The sequence below is a fragment of the Streptococcus sp. IsoGale022 genome, from assembly GCF_031142805.1.
Lineage (GTDB): Bacteria > Bacillota > Bacilli > Lactobacillales > Streptococcaceae > Streptococcus > Streptococcus sanguinis_A.
In genome coordinates, this window is record NZ_JAKZJI010000008.1 from 66,176 (window position 1) to 87,690 (window position 21,515).

Consider the following 21,515-nt stretch of genomic DNA (forward strand, 5'->3'; position numbering starts at 1 on the left):
CTTGTTAATATTAATATAATAAATTTTTGCATAAATGTCAACATTTTTTTTAAAAATATGTTAAAATCTTAAGTAAGATAAGTAAAAAAAGAGAGGTGAACAAAATGGCTATTCCAAAATACCAACAAATCAAAGATGAGCTCAAGCAGCAAATCATTTCTGGCAAATTTGAAAATGGCGATAAGTTTTACACAGAGGCTGAGCTGATTCAGATGTTTAATGTCAGCTCCATTACCGTTGTCCGCGCTTTGAATGAACTGGCCAACGATGGTTACATCATCCGCCAGCAAGGCAAGGGAACCTTCGTTTCACGTGCAAGAAAGCACAAACTGGTGGAATTTTCTGACGTTGAGACCTTCCCTATACAAAAAGATAAGGTGACTGTTCTCTCCATCAAGCGTGGGAATGACCTGAAAATCTTGGATAAGCTAGAACTAGCACCAACGCAGTTCTACTATAAGATTGACCGGATCAGACGGACTGGCGATAAAATCTATATCTATCACCAAACCTATATCCCTGAGCAGTACATCAATCCTAACTATCCAGATATGGACTACTACAGCTCCATCTACAACCGCTTCAAAACTGACTACCACATTCACATGAATGATGAGCATTTTGAAGAGACCAATGAAATTGTCTTCCCAACACCAAAAGATGTTGCGAAAGTACTGGAAGTTGATACCAACTTCCCGACCGTTCATCAGGTAAAGATTACCCAGCTGGAAAGCACTGGACAGATCTTAGAGTATAGCGAAACTTACAAACGCGGTGACTTCTTCAAGATCAAGTTCATTTCCTGCAATCGGGACCACTAAGATTGAAAACGATGGCTTCTAATCGGCTGTCGTTTTTTGTTTCATCTTGTGTACTTATATCTATTATAAGTCTATCTATACCAATTTGCAATCCATTCTAAGAACTTTTGTTCATTAAAAAGTGAATTCTGTCAAAAAGTAAACACAGCCTATTTATTTGTCCTATTTTTAATTGATTTAAAGAAGAAAAAATAAGAAACACTGGCTATTCCCCTGAAAATTGGTACAAGGATAAAGCAAAAAAGCTGGGATTAAATCCCAGCTTTTGATATAAAATGTTCCTTATTTTGCAAATGAAATCGTTCATCAAGTCTTTAGAAAACCTGCTATTTCTTTATTTCTAATTCACGGACCTGAAGCAAAACATTAGGCAAATCTGCCCCGGCCTGAAGAAGAGCAGCAGCCGTATAGGCTCCCTCTACCAAAGGAACATTATTGATAATGATTTCCTTGTCAGAAAAGTCTGCGACCATTTCGAGATTCATCCGAGCTGAGCCCAAATCGAAAAAGGCCAAAATAGTGTCCTTGTCATTGGCATCTAAAGCTGCCTGAATCCCTTCAAAGCTCGTCCCGATGCTACCGTCGTCCAACCCGCCCACATAGCTGATGGCCACATCTGCCGCCACCTGCGAAATGAGGTCAAACAAGCCTTGGGCCAGGTTTTTGGAATGGGAAACGATAAGAATGCCAGTATCTGCCATCAGCCTGCCTCCGTTTCTAGAAGAGCCTCAAAGAGGAGACCAGATGAAGCCGAACCGGGATCGATATGGCCGATAGAGCGCTCACCGACATAGGAAGCCCGCCCCTTAGTCGCTTTCAGATCTTTGGTCGCTTCCACTAGTGAGCCAATCTTTTCACGTGACAAGTCTCCAGACTGCAGAGAAACAGGAATCCCCGACCAGACATCAACCATGGTCTTCTCGCCTGGCACAGCCTTGCCCCGTTTCTGAATCATGTCCAGCCCAACTTGGATGACTTCTGACAAGTCTTTGCCGTCTTTTTCCGCCTTGGCCATGCCCATGAAGGCCGAGCCATAAAGAGGGCCTGAAGCACCGCCGACCTTGCTAATCAGCTGCATGGAAACAGCCTGAAAAACCTCAGCCGCACTGACAAAGTCCTTAGCAGCCAGACTCTCTACTGCTGCCGCCATTCCCCTAGCCATATTGCCACCATGATCACCGTCGCCAATAGGAGTATCGAGATCAGATAGATAGGCTTTCTGATCCTGAATCTTCTCGTTGAACAACTGCATCCATTTTTTTGCTCTTGCTGCGTCCATAAGCACCTCCTTACCAAGCGGCTGTCGTGACAGGACTGTTGAGAGCTGTCAGCCAATCTGGCTGGTCCAGCTGGATAAAGGTCAGAGAAATCCCTGCCATATCAATGGAGGTCATGTAATTACCCAGCTTTTTATAGACAACTTCGACTCCAGCATCTGCCAGAAGATCTGCTACATCGGCCGCAAATACATACTGCTCCATGAGTGGTGTTGCACCCATACCATTGATGAGGATACCAATTTTCTTACCAGATTTGAGCTCAACAGACTGACTGAGCTTTTCGACTAGTTCCTTGGCTAAGTCCTTAGACGGCTGCATCTTTTCCTTGCGATAGCCTGGCTCACCATGGATGCCAATACCGAACTCTATCTCATCATCAGCCAAAACAAAACCAGGCTTGCCGACTTCTGGCACGGTTGCCCCGCTCAGAGCCAAGCCAACTGTGTGAATATGTTTGACCAGCTCATCAGCCAGAGCCTTGATTTCAGTCAGAGATTTGCCTGCACGCGCCGCATCCCCTAGAATCTTATGGACAAGAATGGTACCAGCCACTCCGCGGCGACCTTGAGTATAGAGGCTGTCTTCCACTGCGATATCGTCATCTACGACAACACTAGCCACCTCAATCCCTTCCATCTCAGCCATTTCCTGAGCCATTTCAAAGTTCATGATGTCGCCGGAGTAATTCTTAATCACCATGAAGACCCCAGCTCCCTCATCTGCTTCCTTGATAGCCTGCAAGACCTGATCAGGTGTTGGTGAAGTAAAGACTGCTCCGCAGATAGCGGCCGACAGCATACCCTCTCCGACAAAGCCAGCATGGGAAGGCTCATGACCACTGCCACCGCCAGAAATCAGGCCAACCTTGCCTGTCTTCTCACTCTTGCGGGCAATGATATCAAAGCCCTCCACCCGATAAACCAAATCGCTGTGAATATAGGCCAAGCCGTCCAGCATCTCGTCCACAACTGCTGTTGGATCGTTGATAATTTTCTTCATAGGTGTCCTCCGTTTCTCGGCGCTTCTTTATAATTGAGCAATTTACCCTGAAAAGAAAGCGCTATCATTTTGATGTTATTTTAACATTTTATCTTACCGAAAGCAAATTCTGTCACATCCTGGACTAGAAGAAAGCATCAAATTAGTTGACAATAAAAAGTAGACAGCGTATACTAAAGATAGATAAGTAGACAGTGTATACTTTTGGAGGAGATACATGAAACGAAATACTGCCCAGCTGAAAGAACAGCTCATTCAAACAGGGATTGAAGAAATCGGAAAACATGGAATTGAACAGCTTTCGCTCAGGACTGTTGCCAAGGCCTGCGGTGTGACTCACGGCAGCCCTTACCGCCATTTTGAGAGCAAGGAAGGCTACCTCAAGGTGGTTTTGACCCAGCTTTCGCTGTTTCTCAATCAGGAAATCAATGAAAATATTGATGCGACAGCTTCTGCACGTGATCAGCTGACCCAACTTGGACTTAATTTCATTATTTTTGCCAAGACCTACCCGCATTTTTTCGAGGCTCTCTTTATCAAATTTCCTTTTAAATATATGAAGGTGACGCAGGACACTATTCTCTTGGAGTCGGACTTGCCTGGATTTGATAAATTTAAGGAGCTTGTTTTAAAGCTTCGCAAGGAGGAAAATTTTAGCAATAGCGAAGCAGAAAGCCTTTTTCACTTTTGGAGCTTTATCACAGGTCTAGCTGTTCTGACCAACAGTCCTATCGGACAAGACCTTGATCCTCAAGCCATCCAAAGCACGATTGAGCATATGCTTGACATTTATATCAAAGGAGAACGATCATGAAAACCTTGATTATTTACACCCACCCCAGCCCAACTGGCTTCAATGCTGCTATTCTCAAAGAAGTTCAAAGCAACCTTTCTAAGAAGCATGAGGTGAAAACCTTAGACTTGTATGCTGAAAATTTTGACCCGATTTTGCGCTTTGACCAAGAACACAGACGCCGTGACCTGCATAAAGACCCTGAAATGGCCAAATACCGAGATTTAATCACTTGGGCAGACCATCTGATTTTCATTTTCCCTATCTGGTGGAGCGGTATGCCGGCCATTCTCAAAGGCTTTATCGACCGTGTCTTTGTGGCTGACTTTGCCTACTCTTATAAGAAAGTCGGACTCCAAGGCCACCTGCAAGGTAAGTCCGGCTGGATTATCGTCAGCCATAATACACCAGGTTTTGCCCTGCCTTTTGTCCAAGACTACGGCAAGGTACTTAAAAATCAAATCCTGAAACTTTGTGGTATTTCTCCAGTCAAACTGACCGAGCTCAACGGAGTAGAACGCAAAACAGTCCAACAACGCCAAGAAATGCTCAAGAAAATCGGGCGGCTAGCCAGTCAAATTTAAGATAAAGCAAATAGGCACTTCGTAAGAAGCGCCTATTTTTATATTTAATCTAAGCCCACGCGCTTGAAGATTTCATCTACGCGCTTGGTGTAGTAAACTGGGTTGAAGATTTCATCAATCTCTTCTTGAGTCAGACGGGAAGTGACTTCTGGGTCCGCTTCGAGCAGAGGCTTGAAGTCCACTTGATTGTCCCAAGACTGGGCAGTCTTTGGCTGCACCAAGTCATAAGCCTGCTCCCGCGTCATGCCTTTTTCAATTAAGGTCAACATAGCCCGCTGGCTGAAGATGAGACCAAAGGTCGAGTTCATGTTGCGCTTCATGTTTTCTGGGAAGACGGTCAAGTTCTTGACGATATTACCAAAGCGGTTGAGCATGTAGTCGATAAGAATGGTCGTGTCTGGAGCGATGATCCGCTCAGCAGATGAGTGGGAAATGTCGCGCTCATGCCAGAGAGAGACATTCTCAAAGGCTGTCACCATGTGACCGCGAATGACACGCGCCAGACCAGTCATATTTTCAGAGCCGATTGGATTGCGTTTGTGAGGCATAGCTGAGCTACCCTTTTGCCCCTTAGCAAAGAACTCTTCGACCTCGCGCTGCTCAGACTTTTGCAGACCACGGATTTCAGTTGCCATGCGCTCGATAGACGTCGCAATCAAGGCTAGAGCTGAGAAGTATTCAGCGTGGAGGTCACGTGGCAGGACTTGAGTCGAAATCTCCTGCGGACGGATACCTAATTTCTCACAGACATAGCTTTCCACGAATGGCGGAATATTGGCAAAGTTCCCAACCGCACCAGAAATTTTCCCAGCTTCCACACCCGCAGCCGCAAGCTCAAAACGCTCGATATTGCGCTTCATTTCGCTGTACCAAGTTGCGAGCTTAAGGCCGAAAGTCGTCGGCTCCGCATGCACCCCGTGGGTCCGTCCCATCATGATGGTGAACTTGTGCTCCCGCGCCCGCTCTGCAATAATGTCGGTAAAGCGACGCAGGTCCTCACGAATAATGTCATTGGCCTGCTTGTAGAGGTAGCCGTAGGCCGTATCCACCACATCGGTCGAGGTCAGGCCATAGTGCACCCACTTGCGCTCCTCTCCCAACGTCTCAGAAACCGCCCGCGTGAAGGCCACCACATCGTGGCGCGTCTCCTGCTCAATCTCTAAAATGCGGTCAATATCAAAGCCGGCCTTCTCACGAATCAAGGCCACATCTTCCTTGGGAATCTCACCCAGCTCAGCCCAGGCCTCATCAGCTAGAATCTCAACCTCCAGCCAAGCCTTGTACTTATTTTCCTCAGTCCAAATGTTCGCCATCTCGGGGCGACTATATCTTTCAATCATGTTTTATTTTCCTTTCGTTTGATGTTTCACATCAGTTAGCAACCGGCAATCACTTTATTCAAATTCTTCTTTGCTAATCCACACTGATGGATAGTGATCTAGTGTATTCAAATCCGTATCCAGCGGGACATCATAGATAGCTAAATAGTTTTCAGGAAATTGTGTAACTAGCTCTTCATACTTGGCTTTCACCTTTTCGTAATCGCTACTAGCATACAAGACTTCGACGACTGCTCCAGTCTTCTCTTTTTCGACAAATGCGTTGACAATGAGTTGAATCATAAGAATTGATCAAGTCCGTAGCCCGTATTCAGTTTTGGTGAATACGTGAGCCCTTGTTCCTTTCTAGTATTTATATTTTATATTTATCAGAAATAGCTCTAGATATATGTTCAATATCTGGATAAATAAATCCCTCATCAATTCCAAATATTCTTAATTGTTCAAGAATTTCTTGTTTTTTTTCTTTTGGAATTACCAATTCATACTCTAACCTAATTGATTGTTGTATTGATTCATCTATTTTTTCCTGCATAATCTCAAAACTTATCCCTCTAGAAGAAATATACCCTGGAATAATAAATGCACCACTTTGATGTTTTATTCTCTCATTTATCTTTGCAGGCTTTACAATATAGCTTTTCTGAATGTCTTCAAAAATTGCAACTGGAAACTTTAAAATTTCATTTCGACCCGAGTTCTGATTTAGTTGCTCCAAAAATGGTGCGAGCAATATCTCTATATTGGATAAAAGATATTTTTGATAATGTTCAATGTTTAAATTTTGTTTTCCTTGTTCTCCTAAATAACTTAAATAAGGATCATCTTGTAAAAATGGCTCTAATAATTTTACTATTTGATTTTTTGCTTCGTCTTCCGAAACAGTTATTGTTTCAACTCCTTCCATATTTTTTATATTAAGAGCCTTAAATGGTATTTTAAACACATCTTCTCCAAACTCTTCAATGTTAGCTGATAAAGTCTTACTATTAAACTCCTCTGTTAATTTGTGGACAATATCAGCAATGGTAAAACTCCGTGAGAAAAATCTAGACCTTTCTTCTTCAGGGAATTCCGACATTAGGGCCCTCAGGAACTCTATAAAACCATCTATTTGAGAACGAGGAATAAAATTCAATGCCGTCATTATAGATATCGTATGTCCAAAATATTGTTTTTCATTATCAGTTAATGGTGTATATACATATAATTTACCATCACTTTCCTGATTCCCGCTACAAGCAAAAAATAGACCGACTAGTGCATTCATACTAATATCTAGAATACTTGTAACTGCTCCATAATGTTGAACTTCAACAATCCATTCAAATAATTTAGTTCCAAAAGAAGTTATAGGCCATCCTAATTCCTGAAAAATTTCAAAATAATAATCCTTAGTCCCATCCTCTACCAATATCTTAAACATTGGTTTCTCTGGCTCTAGCTCGTTATTTTTTTTCGCAGATCTAAAAATTCCCGGTAGTCTTTTGGGATAACATCCGCTTTCTCCCCTAAAAAATATAGTCTTTTTTGGTCCATCTTGAGTTTTTGTTGAAATTTCATTAATAAATACTGTATATTCTTCTAGAGAATTTATGGGCTTCCCTATCGTTACCATTGTTTCCTCACTTTTAAATTTCGATAAACATTTTGTTATTATATTTCCAATCACCTAAAAATCAATCCCTTCTAGCAGTAGTTGACTGACTTCTCTTGCTGGCTTTATCAGCTACGACAAGCCTAGTCAACTTTGCAGGGGTAAGACGACGGACCTTATAACTGGAGTCTTGTCTTGCTCCCCAAACTCAACCACACTATCTGGCGTATCACTAAATACAGTCACATGCCCTACTCTACGGTTGCGCTTGTCTTCTATGGTCACTTATTTACCGCCCACTCCGCTGCTTTCTCTGCATGGATCACCGTTGTGTCGTAGAGAGGCAGGTCGGTGTCGGATTGCTTGACGAGGAGACCAATCTCAGTACAGCCCAATATAACAGCTTCTGCGCCTGCTTTTTTCAAATCATTTATAACGGCAAGATAAGTCTGCTTTGAGCTTTCTTTGATATCTCCTAGACAGAGTTCGTCATAAATGATCCGATTGACCTCTGTAATACCAGCTTGGTCTGGAATCAGCACTTCTAACCCAGACTCTATTAATTTCTCCTTGTAAAAATCTTGAGTCATGGTGTACTTGGTTCCTAGGAGGCCGACTCTTTGAATACCGTCAGCCAACAAGGCCTGCGCGGTTGCCTGCGCAATATGCAAGATTGGAATCGTAATCTTTTCTTGTATCTGCGGAGCAACCTTGTGCATGGTGTTGGTGCAAATAACGATGAAATCTGCACCAGCTTGCTCTAAGCGCTGAGCAATATCTGCCAAAAGTTGACCGCTTTTCTCCCAATCTCCGACTGCCTGATAATGCTCAACCTCTGCAAAATCAACACTGTAAAGCAGAATCTTAGCAGAATGCAGGCCACCCAGCTCTTTTTTAATGGTTTCGTTGATGATTTGGTAGTAAGATGTGGTACTTTCCCAACTCATACCGCCAATCAGACCTATAGTTTTCATAGACTAATCAAATTCCTCCTTGCTTATCGCCACCGACGGATAGTGCGGCAAGCTACTTAGATCTGTATCCAATGGCAAATCATAGATAGCCAGATAATTGTCTGGATATTGAATCTTTAATTCCTGATATTTGGCTTTTACTTTTTCATGGTCGGCACTGGCAAAGAGCACTTCCACAACGGCAGTTTCTTTGCCTTCTTCCACAAAAGCATTAACGATGATTTGAATCATAGAAACCTCCTATATCACAATTCAACATCTAACTTTAAAATATCTCCCTTTTCTCCATAATGGAGAAGCCGCAGATATTCTCCCCAAACTCTGGACTTACCAATGTCTGTATTCATCCAGCTATCCCGACCAATCTCAACATCCTTGTAAAAGGCATTGAAGGTATATGGGATGTAGCGAAGTTGCTTTGGCAAGTGCTGAGCCAAGGTCCGCCATTGCCTACCAGTCGCGTGACTTTTGCAAATGAACATAACGGTCTCAACAGTGTTAAAATCAAAAATTTCTTTGGCAAACAGTACGTTTTCTAAAGTATTGCTAGAGGAGTTTTCAGATTTAATCGCTGCTTCAGGAATGCCCCCAGCCATCAGATGCTGGATAATAACCTCTGCCTCTGTATGTCCATTCCAATCTGGATGAGGCGTTCCTGTCAAACTTCGGCCGCCGGTCACAATGATTCGTCTTACATAACCTTTTTGGTAAGCCTCAATAGCTTTTTCCCAGTGGCCTGGGTGAGTCCCGCTGAAAACAAATAAAACATCACACGGCTGAGGTTCGATTATTTCCCCAAAAACACTCTTAGTCAAAAAAGAGATTTCTTTATCAGAGAACTCTTTCGGAACTTCTGGACTTTTCGGGATAATTGGTCTCATTTATAACATTTCCTCCACAGAGTTTTCTTAAAAATCAATCCCTTCTAGCAGTAGTTGACTGGCTTCTCTTGCTGACTTTATCAGCTACGACAAGCCTAGTCAACCTTGCAGGGGTAAGACGACGGACCTTATAACTGGGGTCCTGTCTTACTCACCAAACTCATCCACACTATCTGGCGTATCACTAAACACAGTCACATGCCCCATCTTGCGATTGTGCTTCGCTTCTATTTTACCATACAGGTGGAGGTGGGCGCTTGGATTTTCTGTGACATATTTTTCAGCGACTTCGACATGCTGACCGAGTACATTGAGCATAACAGCTGGCACATGCAGTTTAATAGCTGGCAATGGTGTTCCAAGAACACCTAAAATATGGGTGTCAAACTGGGAGAAGTCGCAGGCTTCGATGGAGTAGTGCCCAGAGTTGTGTGGTCGTGGGGCAATCTCATTTACGATGATGTCATCAGCTGTCGCAAACATTTCCACGCAGAGAGTACCAGAGAGGTTCAATTGTTCTGCTATTCGCACTGCCATAGCTTTGGCTTTTTCAGCTAGACTTTCTGAAATGCGAGCTGGAACAATGGTCTTAGAGAGGATGTTGTTGCGGTGGATATTTTCCTGAACTGGGAAAACTGTCACATCCTTGCCATTCCCTGACACGATGACAGAAATTTCAAGATCAAAGTTGACAAACTCTTCCAAAACGCAGTCTGCCGAATCAGCCAGCGCATAGGCTTCTTCCAAGTCTTCTGCCGAGCGAATGACCTTTTGCCCGTGGCCATCATAGCCACCTGTCGCAGTCTTGAGGACATAGTTTTTGGACAGGTCTATATCTGCCAAGTCTTGGCTAGAAGTCACGACCTTGTAGGGTGCCACGGTGACTTGCGCCTTGTTTGAGAGAAAGTCCTTTTCAAAAATCCGATTTTGAGAAATGCGGAGCAGGTCCGTTCCTTGAGGGAGTTGTCCCTCCTTGATAACGGCATCCAAACCGTCGGCATCAACATTTTCAAACTCATAGGTCAGGACATCGCAACGCTCCGCCAGCTGACGCAGGGCATCCACATCGTTATAAGGTGCCACGATGATTTCTGCCACACGAGAGGCCGGGCAATCCGCCGCAGGATCCAGCGCGATAACCTTGTGCCCCATATAGATAGCAGAAATGGCCATCATCTGACCCAGCTGGCCGCCACCGATAATTCCGATTGTTTTAGATGAGCTCATTACTAGACTCCTCAGCGATTTTTCCTTGTTCTTCTGCAAAATCCGCTAGCGCTGCTGCTAGGTCTTGATCTTCAATGGCCAAGATCCGAAGGGCAGTCAGGGCAGCGTTGGTCGCTCCCGCTTCCCCAATAGCCATAGTTGCCACAGGCACACCGCCTGGCATCTGCACAATCGAATAAAGTGAGTCCAGACCGCTGAGAGCACGAGATTTGACTGGTACACCGATGACAGGCAGAGTGGTTTTAGCCGCTACCATTCCTGGCAAATGCGCGGCACCACCAGCACCTGCTATGATGACCTTGATACCCCGACTGCGGGCTTCTTCCGCATGCTGAAACATGAGGTCAGGCGTGCGGTGGGCAGAGACGACTTTCTTTTCGTAGGCAACACCGAAGCGATCTAGGACTTCGGCTGTTTTTTGCATGGTAGCCCAGTCGGATTTGGAGCCCATGATGATGGAAATAATTGGTTTCATATTAAGATACAAAGGGACAATTCGCTTTCGAAAAATCCCGTAGAAAAATAGGAAAACTAACAACGACGGTTACGTCTAGGCAGTTTTATCATTTTTCCTAGGGATTTAGTCCCGTGTTCAATTCCTTTCATTTTTATGTTATAGCATTTTTTGTTATTTGCGAAAATCCCTTAGAAAAGAATAAGTAAACTAAGGGAATGTTCCTTTACCCTTTGAATAAATGGAATCTTTTACTCAAATATTTTTTAGGGTGGCTGCTTCCACACTGTAATCTTTAACAGTATTATTGACCAGTTTTGTGACACTTTTAGGATTTATCAATAATCGGATTGTAATAGTGGCAAGAGGGATAAAACTTAGGAAATCTTTCCAAACTGGAGTTAAAACCTCCTCGCTGTCACTTTTAAAAAGCCACTGCCCTATTGTCTGCAATATCTTTTTTCTGCTCTTGGTTCTTTCAGCAGTGCCGATAAGCAAAGCCATCAGGCTATGCGTCCCTACCCCTGCTTGCCCAACACTAACATCAGATTTGAAATAGCAGCCATTGGCTAACTCTATCATGATTTTTGGGAAGTTAACTCCTGCTTTGTAGGCATTAGCAGGTTCAACCATTCTAGGATTGCATTCTATGTAATAAAAATGACCGTCGGTACGTATAAAATCTAAAGTTAAAGCACCATGCCATTGTAAAAATTGACCTAATTTTTCGACATGCTCTCTCGTTTTCTCAGATTCTATACTTAATCTAGCAGCAGCTGAACCACCGGCACCAGAACCCACTTTAACACTAGAATGAACTGCAAGTAACTGACCATGATGAAATACTGCTTGAACCTGACCATAATCTCCGACTATGTCTTGCTGAACCATCCATTTTTCATCATTGGCTAATAAAACGTCCGCAGCTCTCGCCAAATCTTCCTTACTTGTGATTTTATAAACCAAACGACCGGCAGTACCATAGTCTGCCTTTAGACAATAAGGATAAGGAAGAGAAACAGATTCTAAATTTTCCACACGCTCCCATTTAGGAATTGGCAGATTTAACTGATCCGAAATTTCAGCAAACGCAATCTTCCCAGCCAGCTTTTCAATTTGTTCTTTATCAGCAAGCGCTACTGGCAAACGAGTTGGTAAAAAATTTCCCCCATTTGCCAATAACCAGCCTTCCTCATGTGTCGGCAAAATAGCTGCATAATTTTTTTGATGAAGCAGCTGATTAACTTGTTTCAAGTAATCTAAAGGAAAACGATTTATATCAACTGTCGGAATTCTATGAGTGAGTCGACTGAATGTTGCAATAGAAAACTTATCAGGAGACAGGACATCAACTTTGTAGCTCTCTTTTAGCAATACTGTTAGAGTCTCTCTTGAAGTTAAGCTAGAACCTTCTAAAAATAGCAGTCTGTTTTTCATTTTTCAAACACCAGAATTCTATATTCAAGCCTCACGGCTCAAAGTTTAATACATTTGATTTACAAAGCCTTGCTTCCGATATCTGTTCGGTAGAAGAGGCCTGTTGTGTCTTGTTTTTTTAGTTGCTCGTAGATTTTTTTCTGCGCAGCTGAGACGGTATCAGCTGTGGTGACCAGCATGTATACTCGGCCGCCATTCGACAGCAGCGCTCTGCTATTTTCCGCAAACTTAGCCCCAGCATAGTAGGTGATGATGTCACCGTCTGTCTTCTCTGGCAGAGGCAGGCCTTTCTCATAGTCCAGCGGGTAGCCCTCTGAAGCGACAACCACGCCAAGGGTCACGCCCTCATCCAACCAAGTGATAGCAGGCTCTTTCTTGTCCAAAATGTCCGTGATGTTCTGCGCAAAGTCAGATGTCAAACGCGGCAGGATAATCTGGGTCTCTGGATCGCCGAAGCGCGAGTTGAATTCGATAACCTTAGGGCCATCTGCTGTCAGAATCAGCCCAGCGTAGAGCACGCCCAGATAAGGTCGGCCCTCAGCTATCATACCTTTGAGAACGGGCTTGATAATCGTCTCAACTGACTGATCCACCACGCTTTGTGGCAGGTGAGGCACTGGCGCATAAGCTCCCATGCCGCCTGTATTGGGACCCTGGTCTCCATCGTAGGCTCGCTTGTGGTCCTGGGCCGTCGGCAGGATGTAAAACTTATCGCCATTGACAAAGGCAAAGAGGGAAAACTCCTCGCCGTCCAGGAACTCTTCGATAACCACGCGCGCACCCGAGTCACCAAATTTATTATCCAAGAGCATATCGTGAGCTGCTTCGACTGCCTGCTCTACGGTCTCCGCTACGACCACGCCCTTGCCCAGAGCCAAGCCGTCTGCCTTGACCACGATAGGTGCTCCCTGCTTTTCGATGTAGGATTTGGCTTCCTCAAAGTCGGAAAATGTGCCATAGGCTGCTGTCGGAACGCCGTATTTGACCATGATTTCCTTGGCAAAATCCTTGGACCACTCCAGCTCCGCTGCTAAACGAGATGGACCAAAAGCCTTGAGCCCAGCTTGGTTAAAATCATCTACAATTCCAGCTGCCAGGGCATCATCCGGACCGATAAAAGACCAAGCAATATCATTCTCCTTGGCAAATTTTATCAGTTTGGAATGTTCGGAAATTCCAATATTCACCAAATCCAACCCATCCAAGGTCATTCCATCATTTCCAGGAGCGACAAAGACCTGCTCCACATCCCGAGACTCCAACAATTTCTTGGCAATCGCATGCTCACGACCGCCTGAACCAACAACCAAAAGCTTCATAGCTAAGATACCTCAATATCCAATATCACAGGCGCTTACGCACCAAACTAACACATCACGTAAAAATATCGCATTTTTACGAATTATTTATCTAAATTATATCACAATCGTTCGTTTTATTCCATTCTAATGAGAAAAAGAATATCTCTTCCATATGATTGCCGTAATTATTGTTGGCTTCAGCCTTCTCCTTTTTGAGTGGTTTGTACCCATTTTAGACAAAAAATATTCAGGACTTGTCAAATTTACTATCATTTTCAAACAAGTTTTCCGAATAATACAGGTGGGCCCATCCAAAACCATTCTCACAAAGGAGTTTTATGAAGAAATATCAAAAACTGTTTTTATTATCCGGAACTGTCCTAGGTCTCTTTGCGAGCCACTCAACAGTTCATGCGACCGAAACGCCTGAATCTGAAGTCAAAATTCTAGGCCCTACTGATCGTGCCAGCAATGTCGATGTGACTGTGAACGATCGTACAGCCTCTATTAGCTATACCCGTTCTCAAGCTCAAGAACCTCATCGTATTCTCCACGCTGTTTGGTCTGATGAGAACGGACAGGATGATATCAAATGGTATGAAGCACCGTCAACAACTACTACTAACACTGACATTGACCTGAGTAACCATCCAGGTTACGGAACCTTTCATGTTCATACCTATATTGATCTCTATGGAAAATTAATTGGACTGAATGGAACGACCTTTACTCTCAACAAACCAGCCGTTAATGTCACTTCTAATATCCTAGGGAAAACCGCTCAAATTCACTTTAATCGCAATAAAGACCAAATAAATTCTAATATTTTACATGCTGTTTGGTCTGATGAAAATGGACAAGATGATATCAAATGGTACAATGCAGGACAAGATATTACTGAATTTGAACTTTCAAATCACAAAGGCTATGGAACTTATCATATTCATACTTATGAAAATAAAGATGGTAAGATGATTGGCTTAAACGGAACCACTTTCAATTTAGAAAAACCTCATCCTACTGTTGAAACCAGCTTCCCTCAGACCGGTATCATGGAAATAACTGTCAAAAACGTACCTGACACCATGCATCGAATTGTTCTTCCTACTTGGTCTGATAAGAAAGGGCAAGATGATCTACAATGGTACGAAGCAAGCAAAAATCCAGATGGCAGCTACAGCGCTCGGGTGGAACTCAGAAAGCATAACTACGACACTGGGACTTACAATATCCACCTTTACGGTGAAAGTTATGTTAAGTCTGACTTAACAGGTCTCTCAGGGACTACTGTACAAATTGATAGTGGAAAATTGCCTTCTGAAGAGGAGCAAAAGCCGCTTTATACTGTAGAAAATATCAATCCCAAACAAGGAACCTATACTGTAAAAATCGCTGAAACAGCTTTATCTAAACCTATAAAGTCTGTCCAAGTTCCCATTTGGAGCACTAGCAATCAGAGTAATCTTAAATGGTATAAGGCAACACCTAACGGAGACGGAACCTTCAGCGCAACCTTTGATATCCGCAATCATCAGGCCTTGTCTGGAACCTATAATAATCATGTCTATGTCACTTACAATGATGGTAGCGAACACAACTATGCCGCAGATTCCGTCTCAATGTCTACCGACCAAATTCAAGCCAAGGTTGCAGTCAGGAAAACTGAGGCCAATCGCTATGAGGTGACCGTGACAGACGCGTACGGAGATGGCGATATTGTTCTGCCAACTTGGTCAGAAGTCAATGGGCAAGATGATATCAAATGGTATACTGCAAATAAGGTCGGCAATGGAACATACAAGTTTACCGTAGATACTCAAAATCACAAGGGGAGCGGCCTATTTAACACCCATGTCTATCGTAGAAAAGCGGGACAACTGACTGGTCTGACTGGAACTAGCTATCAGGTTGAGAAATCAAGCGTTCAATCAGCTAATATTCAGCCTAACTATGCCGCTGCTAATGCGACAACTTATCCTGTCGGCCAATGCACTTGGGGTGCCAAGGCTCTAGCTCCTTGGGCAGGAAATTACTGGGGCAACGGCGGTCAATGGGCGGCTAGTGCCAGAAGAGCTGGATTCCGTACCGGCAGTAGGCCTGAGGTTGGCGCCATCGCCTGCTGGGATGACGGCGGCTACGGCCACGTCGGTGTCGTGACTCATGTCGAATCCAATACCCGCATCCAGATCCAAGAGTCTAACTACCTTGGCAAGCAGTACATCAGCAACTTCCGTGGCTGGTTTGACCCAACTGCTTCCTACTGGGGCCGCCTGACCTATATCTACCCTAAATAAGTCGCTTTCGCACTCCTCAAAACCACTTCAAACCAGTGCTTTGAGCAGACTACTCCTGCTTAGTTTGTTCATGATTTTCATTGAGTATAAGACTACTCAAAAATCCTCGGCTCGACCCGAGGATTTTTTTATAGTTTTTAATGCCTAAAATGCCGTACACCGGTGAAAATCATAGTCAAGCCATGCTTATCAGCTGCGATAATAGACTCCTCATCACGGACAGATCCACCCGGTTGGATGATAGCTTTGATGCCAGCGGCTGCGATTTCTTCGATATTGTCCGCAAAGGGGAAGAAAGCGTCAGAAGCCAGAGCGGCACCGTCAAGGCGTTCTTTGGCTTGCTCAATAGCAATCTTGACAGAAGCCACACGGTTAGTCTGACCAGGACCGACTCCCAGCACCTGACGGTCATTAGTAATGATGATACCGTTGGATTTGACATATTTGACGGACTTCCAGGCAAATTCCAAAGCCACGCGCTCCTGCTCACTCGGCTGGCGCTTAGTCACGACCTGCCAATCAGCTGGTTTTTCCTCGATAACATCTTGATTTTGCACAAGAAGACCGCCAAGAACACCAGTCACTTCCTTCTCAGCTCCAGAAGCTGCCTGAGCATCAAAAGCCAACTCCAAAATCCGCAGATTTTTCTTTTTATTGGTCAAAATCGCTAGCGCTTCTGCCGTGTAGCTCGGTGCGATGATGATTTCCAGAAAAACACCGTGCATCTTCTCAGCTGTCGCAGCATCCACCTGACGGTTGAGGACGACAATCCCACCAAAAATAGAAACCGGATCAGACTCATAAGCATAGTCCCAGGCAGTCTCAATATCGTCCGCCTGACCAATGCCACAAGGATTCATATGTTTTAGCGCCACAACAGTTGGCCGATCCTTGAAATCTCGAATAATCCGAATGGCCGCATCCGCATCACGAATGTTGTTAAAAGACAACTCTTTTCCATTCAGCTGCTTGGCGGAAGCGATGGAATAGTCCAGTGGCAAAGCAGTCTGATAGAAATCAGCTTCCTGCTGGGGATTTTCCCCGTAGCGCATGGGCTGCTTAAGTTCATAAGTCAAGGTCAGCTTTTCAGGCTTACTTTCGCCCACCTGAGCTGTGAAATAGTCTGCAATTAAAGCATCATAAGCAGCCGTGTGACGGAAAACCTTAGCTGCTAAGCGTTGACGCGTTTCATAGGTCGTTTGGCCATTTGCTGCCAACTCTTCCAGAACAAGAGCATAATCAGCCGGATCTACGACAACCGTCACGCTGGCATGATTTTTAGCCGCAGAGCGCAGCATAGAGGGTCCACCGATGTCAATATTTTCCACCGCATCCGCATACTCTACACCTGGCTTGAGAATGGTTTCCTTAAAAGGATAGAGGTTGACCACGACCAGGTCAATGAGCTCAATCTGATTATCCTTGGCCGCTTGCAGGTGGCTATCTAAATCCCGACGCGCGAGGAGCCCACCGTGAATGTTTGGATGGAGGGTCTTGACACGGCCATCCATCATCTCAGGAAAACCAGTTACATCATCAATGGCAATGGTGCCCACTCCTTCATTGTCTAGGGCCACCTTGGTACCACCAGTTGAGATGATATCCCAGCCCAGAGCTTTCAGCTCTTTCGCAAATTCTACAATGCCTGTTTTGTCTGAGACACTGATTAAGGCGCGTTTAGTCATTATTGTTCTCCTTTTCCAAAACCATATATTTCACTCTATACAAAATATCTGTTAAATACATTTCCTTTGATGCTTTTCCAAATATAGGGTACTCAATCACATTTTTAGTAAAACCATCAACAGCTTTCATTAGGATAACTACTCCAAACACAACTACAATTAATTCGATGAATATGTTAAATGAAATACTATTTTCTTTTGAACCAAAAAATTTATTTAAAATCAAGGTAACAAAAGCCGTTACTAGAATCATCCCAATTGCACTCACAGATTGTACTAAGTTTTCATATCGCTTAATCCGATTATTCTGTTTATCTGTTAAATCATCAATTAATAGTTTTATAGTAACACTAGCTTTTTCTCCATACTTGTGAATCAAATTAGCTTTCACTTCTCTACATAACTCTTCAAATTTATTAGGCTTCCCATCTGAGAAATCATCAAATTTTCGGCTAAGATAAATAAAGCATCCTAAAGCAATTGCTGTAAAAATAAGGCTCACTATCTTAATAAGTAGATTTCCAAAATTACCTACCCAAAGCACATAACTTATTACTATTAGGATAATAAATACAGCTAGGCTGATTAAAAGCTGATTTCTAACTTTTACTACTTTAGGATAAAATTCTTTTTCGTATTCATTGAAGAACTTTTCAAATTCTTTTACATTTTCTAATAAATCATCAACTACTTTATTCATATCATTCCTCTATCACTTCCTCCCCACCCCTAAACTCTCCAGTACTATGGGATAAAGCTTGTACTCCGCATCATGAATACGCTCTTCAAAACTTTCAATCGTATCATCAGCTAGTCGCGGCACGCGCACTTGCTGGATAATCTTACCAGTGTCGACACCCGAATCCACCCAGTGAATGGTCACGCCACTTTCAGAGACACCAGCCTGCCAAGCATCCTCGATGCCATGAGCTCCTGGAAATTCGGGCAGATAGGCTGGGTGGATATTGATGATACGGCCTTCATAAGCACTAAGCAAGGTTGGCCCGACAATTTTCATATAGCCTGCTAGGCAAACCAAGTCAATCTTGTGTTCATCAAGCAGGTCTACAATGGCTTGCTCGTAAGATGCCTTACTGTCAAACTCTCTAAGCTCAAAGGCATAGCTTTTGACACCTAGCTTATCCGCCCGCTTGAGCACATAGGTATCGCGATGGTCTGAAAAGACAAATTCAACAGGAAACTGCTCAGCAATCACTTGGAAATTTGATCCATTACCCGAAGCAAAAACGGCAATTTTTTTCATTTGATAAGGACACTTTCATTTTCTTTTTTGACAATCCGGCCGACTTCATAAACAGGCTCGTCAAGAAGCTCTTTAACACGATCCACATTTTCAGGAGCTACGGCCAAAATTATCCCTAGCCCCATATTGAAGATTTCAAACATTTCTTGGTGTTTGATTTGACCATATTTCTCAAGTGCTTTGAAAATTGGTAACACCGGAATCTTATCTTCCTCAATCTCAGCAGCTAAGTCATCGGCAAACATGCGGGGCACATTTTCGATAAAACCGCCACCCGTAATATGGGCAATCCCATGAACCAGCTTTTCCTTAATCAGCGGCAGCAAAGCCTTGACATAGATACGAGTCGGCTCAAGCAGGACATCTTTGAGTTTTTTACCTTCCAATTCTGGTAAGACTTCTTCACCAGTGTAGTCCGCAAAAACACGACGGACAAGCGAATAACCATTTGAGTGAATACCACTGGAAGCCAGCCCCAGAAGGACATCTCCCTCTACGACTTTAGAGCCGTCAATAATCTCTGACTTCTCAGCAACCCCGACAGCAAAACCAGCTAAGTCATAATCATCTTCACCGTACATGCCAGGCATTTCAGCGGTTTCGCCGCCAATCAAGGCAGCTCCAGACTGGACGCAGCCTTCAGCCACACCGGCAACAACTTGCTCCAGTTTTGCTGGCTCATTTTTCCCAGTGGCAATATAGTCCAGAAAGTAAAGGGGCTCCGCACCTGCAGCGATGATGTCATTGACACACATAGCTACACAGTCCTGCCCAATGGTATCGTGCTTGTCATACTGAATGGCCAGCATGAGCTTGGTTCCGACCCCATCCGTACCAGAAATCAGCACCGGCTCCTTGACCCCAGTCTGAGACAGGTCAAACATGCCGCCAAAGCCACCCAGCGCCCCCATGACGCCAGCCCGCTCTGTACGTGCCACATGCTTTTTGATTCGCTCAACTACTTCATAACCTGCTTCAACATCCACACCGGATTGAGCGTATGAATTTTTATTTGTCATAATTTTCTTCCTTACTCTTATTTTTGAAAAAGATTGCGACAAGAACCGCTGACCTTGTTTTAATAAAAACTCGTCTTTTCCTTCAGGCTTTCCAGATAGCGCTCTTCATAGTCATAGAGCGGAGTTGGGTACTGACCATCAAAGTAAGCCACACAAAGCCCGCCATTCGGAGCATCCGTCTCAATACCAACTGATTCAATGAGGCCTTCCAGCGACAGGTAGGTCAGACTATCTGCCCCGATAATCTCACAGACCTCATCAACCGTATGATTGGCCGAGATGAGCTCGCGTCGATTCTGAATATCAATGCCGTAGAAACATGGATATTTTAGTTCTGGACTGCCGATAGCCACATGGACTTCAGCTGCACCTGCATCTCGTAGGATCTGGACGATACGTCGGCTGGTTGTTCCCCGCACGATAGAGTCATCCACCATGACCACGCGCTTGCCCTTGACAATACTGGAAACAGCAGATAATTTCATACGAACTCCTTGCTCTCGCAACTCCTGTGTCGGTTGGATAAAAGTCCGTTGGATGTATTGATTTTTAATCAGACCCATTTCATTTGGCAGGCCAGACTCTTCGGAAAAACCAGAGGCCGCTGACAAGGAAGAATTAGGCACACCTACAACGATATCTGCCTCATGTTGGAATTCCTGAGCCAGCCTGCGACCCATTCGTTTGCGGGCTGCATGGACATTGACCCCGTGAATGACGCTATCCGGCCGAGCAAAATAGACATATTCCATTGAGCAAATAGCCAGCTGGGTATCTGTTGTATAGCTGTCATAGGTCACGCCTTCATCATCGATAATCACGATTTCCCCTGGCTCAAGGTCGCGAACCCATTCGGCACCCACCACTTCAAAAGCACAGGTTTCACTGGAAACGACCCAGGCCCCATTTTTCATGCGGCCGATGGACAAAGGACGAAAGCCATTAGGATCCAGCGCAGCGTAGAGCTTGTCCTCTCTCATGATGAGATAGGCAAAGCCACCCTGAACTCGTCTCAAGGTTTCCTTGAGTTTGTCTAAGAAATTTTCCTGCTTGCTGTGGCGAATCAAGTGCATGAGAATTTCCGTATCAGAAGAGCTGGCAAAGATGGAACCCTTCTTTTCCAACTCCCGTCTCAGTGAGTGGGCATTGGTCAGATTACCATTATGCGCCAAGCCCATCTGCATATCATAGAAACTGAAGAAGAAAGGCTGGACATTGTTGGTGGAGGCCCCGCCAGACGTCGCATAGCGGACATGGCCGATAGCTGCTTCTCCTGTCAGATTGTCCAAATCTGCTGGGTTTCTAAAAACCTCTGCAACCAATCCCAAATCTCGGTGGCGTTTGAGCTTTCCATGGTCGTTTGACAGGATGCCTGCTCCTTCCTGACCGCGGTGCTGCAGACTATGGAGTCCGAAATAGGTGACTTGAGCTGCCTGTGGATGGCCCCAGATTCCAAAAATACCGCACTCTTCATTCAGTGACTTTACTTCGTATGTCATTGTTTTACCTAAATTCTTTTGTCTTGTAAAAGGGAGAAAACCTGGCCTTTCAGGCCAAGCAGACTC

The 21,515-nt window shown here is 44.2% G+C and carries 23 protein-coding genes; 4 read left to right on the top strand and 19 right to left on the bottom strand.

Features of this window, described 5'->3' with window-relative positions:
- Positions 1-104 precede the first annotated feature (104 nt).
- Positions 105-821: a GntR family transcriptional regulator gene (locus tag RG608_RS05825; RefSeq protein WP_002914224.1), complete on the top strand. Its 717-nt coding sequence runs from the start codon at positions 105-107 to the stop codon at positions 819-821.
- 326 nt (positions 822-1,147) lie between these two features.
- Here RG608_RS05825 and dhaM read toward each other — a convergent pair whose 3' ends face one another.
- From dhaM to dhaK, 3 genes are read right to left on the bottom strand one after another with little or no spacing between them, the layout of a single operon-like run.
- On the bottom strand, positions 1,148-1,522 hold the full coding sequence (gene dhaM, locus RG608_RS05830) for a dihydroxyacetone kinase phosphoryl donor subunit DhaM (RefSeq protein ID WP_002898815.1): 375 nt from the start codon (positions 1,520-1,522) through the stop codon (positions 1,148-1,150).
- Entirely contained in the window at positions 1,522-2,100 is a 579-nt protein-coding gene (gene dhaL / locus RG608_RS05835; RefSeq protein WP_268687865.1) for a dihydroxyacetone kinase subunit DhaL, read from the bottom strand. The genes dhaM and dhaL overlap by 1 nt, the downstream gene beginning before the upstream one ends.
- Before the next feature lie 10 nt (positions 2,101-2,110).
- A complete protein-coding gene (gene dhaK / locus RG608_RS05840) occupies positions 2,111-3,100 on the bottom strand; it encodes a dihydroxyacetone kinase subunit DhaK (protein WP_268687864.1) in 990 nt (329 codons plus the stop codon).
- 217 nt (positions 3,101-3,317) lie between these two features.
- Between dhaK and RG608_RS05845 the strand changes: the two genes are divergently transcribed.
- Positions 3,318-3,914 carry a TetR/AcrR family transcriptional regulator gene (locus RG608_RS05845; protein ID WP_268687863.1) on the top strand — a complete coding sequence of 199 codons (597 nt, stop codon included), beginning with the start codon at positions 3,318-3,320 and terminating at the stop codon, positions 3,912-3,914.
- Positions 3,911-4,477 carry an NAD(P)H-dependent oxidoreductase gene (locus RG608_RS05850; protein WP_268687862.1) on the top strand — a complete coding sequence of 189 codons (567 nt, stop codon included), beginning with the start codon at positions 3,911-3,913 and terminating at the stop codon, positions 4,475-4,477. Before RG608_RS05845 ends, RG608_RS05850 begins: the two co-directional genes overlap by 4 nt.
- A 44-nt stretch (positions 4,478-4,521) precedes the next feature.
- On the opposite strand, the gene purB is transcribed toward RG608_RS05850, so the two are convergent.
- The 11 genes from purB to purD form a co-directional block, all read right to left on the bottom strand.
- Positions 4,522-5,817, bottom strand: a complete 1,296-nt coding sequence (gene purB / locus RG608_RS05855; RefSeq protein WP_002898823.1) for an adenylosuccinate lyase — start codon at positions 5,815-5,817, stop codon at positions 4,522-4,524.
- Between the two features lie 54 nt (positions 5,818-5,871).
- The gene (locus RG608_RS05860; protein WP_268687861.1) at positions 5,872-6,099 is read right to left on the bottom strand and encodes a phosphoribosylaminoimidazole carboxylase; all 228 of its coding nucleotides are present in this window, start codon (positions 6,097-6,099) and stop codon (positions 5,872-5,874) included.
- 70 nt (positions 6,100-6,169) lie between these two features.
- Positions 6,170-7,435 (bottom strand): FRG domain-containing protein, encoded by a 1,266-nt coding sequence (locus tag RG608_RS05865; protein ID WP_268687860.1) that lies wholly within the window; start codon positions 7,433-7,435, stop codon positions 6,170-6,172.
- A gap of 126 nt (positions 7,436-7,561) precedes the next feature.
- Positions 7,562-7,699 (bottom strand): hypothetical protein, encoded by a 138-nt coding sequence (locus tag RG608_RS05870; RefSeq protein WP_308946706.1) that lies wholly within the window; start codon positions 7,697-7,699, stop codon positions 7,562-7,564.
- Positions 7,696-8,388 (bottom strand): aspartate/glutamate racemase family protein, encoded by a 693-nt coding sequence (locus tag RG608_RS05875; protein WP_268687859.1) that lies wholly within the window; start codon positions 8,386-8,388, stop codon positions 7,696-7,698. Before RG608_RS05875 ends, RG608_RS05870 begins: the two co-directional genes overlap by 4 nt.
- 3 nt (positions 8,389-8,391) lie before the next feature.
- A complete protein-coding gene (locus RG608_RS05880) occupies positions 8,392-8,619 on the bottom strand; it encodes a hypothetical protein (protein ID WP_002894363.1) in 228 nt (75 codons plus the stop codon).
- A gap of 14 nt (positions 8,620-8,633) precedes the next feature.
- On the bottom strand, positions 8,634-9,269 hold the full coding sequence (locus RG608_RS05885; RefSeq protein WP_268687858.1) for a YdcF family protein: 636 nt from the start codon (positions 9,267-9,269) through the stop codon (positions 8,634-8,636).
- A gap of 147 nt (positions 9,270-9,416) precedes the next feature.
- Positions 9,417-10,496, bottom strand: a complete 1,080-nt coding sequence (gene purK / locus RG608_RS05890; protein WP_268687857.1) for a 5-(carboxyamino)imidazole ribonucleotide synthase — start codon at positions 10,494-10,496, stop codon at positions 9,417-9,419.
- Complete coding sequence (gene purE / locus RG608_RS05895) at positions 10,483-10,971, bottom strand: 5-(carboxyamino)imidazole ribonucleotide mutase (protein ID WP_002894355.1); 489 nt, start codon at positions 10,969-10,971, stop codon at positions 10,483-10,485. The genes purK and purE overlap by 14 nt, the downstream gene beginning before the upstream one ends.
- 234 nt (positions 10,972-11,205) lie before the next feature.
- Positions 11,206-12,387: an ATP-grasp domain-containing protein gene (locus tag RG608_RS05900; RefSeq protein WP_268687855.1), complete on the bottom strand. Its 1,182-nt coding sequence runs from the start codon at positions 12,385-12,387 to the stop codon at positions 11,206-11,208.
- A 59-nt stretch (positions 12,388-12,446) separates the two neighbouring features.
- Positions 12,447-13,706 carry a phosphoribosylamine--glycine ligase gene (gene purD / locus RG608_RS05905; protein WP_268687854.1) on the bottom strand — a complete coding sequence of 420 codons (1,260 nt, stop codon included), beginning with the start codon at positions 13,704-13,706 and terminating at the stop codon, positions 12,447-12,449.
- A gap of 320 nt (positions 13,707-14,026) precedes the next feature.
- Between purD and RG608_RS05910 the strand changes: the two genes are divergently transcribed.
- Entirely contained in the window at positions 14,027-15,982 is a 1,956-nt protein-coding gene (locus RG608_RS05910) for a GBS Bsp-like repeat-containing protein (RefSeq protein ID WP_268687853.1), read from the top strand.
- 137 nt (positions 15,983-16,119) lie between these two features.
- Here the strand turns inward: RG608_RS05910 and purH are convergent, their stop codons facing one another.
- From purH to purF, 5 genes are read right to left on the bottom strand one after another with little or no spacing between them, the layout of a single operon-like run.
- Positions 16,120-17,667: a bifunctional phosphoribosylaminoimidazolecarboxamide formyltransferase/IMP cyclohydrolase gene (gene purH, locus RG608_RS05915; protein ID WP_268687852.1), complete on the bottom strand. Its 1,548-nt coding sequence runs from the start codon at positions 17,665-17,667 to the stop codon at positions 16,120-16,122.
- Complete coding sequence (locus RG608_RS05920) at positions 17,660-18,367, bottom strand: hypothetical protein (protein ID WP_268687851.1); 708 nt, start codon at positions 18,365-18,367, stop codon at positions 17,660-17,662. The genes purH and RG608_RS05920 overlap by 8 nt, the downstream gene beginning before the upstream one ends.
- Positions 18,368-18,379: 12 nt before the next feature.
- Complete coding sequence (gene purN / locus RG608_RS05925) at positions 18,380-18,931, bottom strand: phosphoribosylglycinamide formyltransferase (RefSeq protein ID WP_268687850.1); 552 nt, start codon at positions 18,929-18,931, stop codon at positions 18,380-18,382.
- A complete protein-coding gene (purM, locus tag RG608_RS05930; RefSeq protein ID WP_268687849.1) occupies positions 18,928-19,950 on the bottom strand; it encodes a phosphoribosylformylglycinamidine cyclo-ligase in 1,023 nt (340 codons plus the stop codon). Before purM ends, purN begins: the two co-directional genes overlap by 4 nt.
- A gap of 59 nt (positions 19,951-20,009) precedes the next feature.
- Positions 20,010-21,449 (bottom strand): amidophosphoribosyltransferase, encoded by a 1,440-nt coding sequence (gene purF / locus RG608_RS05935; protein WP_308946702.1) that lies wholly within the window; start codon positions 21,447-21,449, stop codon positions 20,010-20,012.
- Positions 21,450-21,515 lie beyond the last annotated feature (66 nt).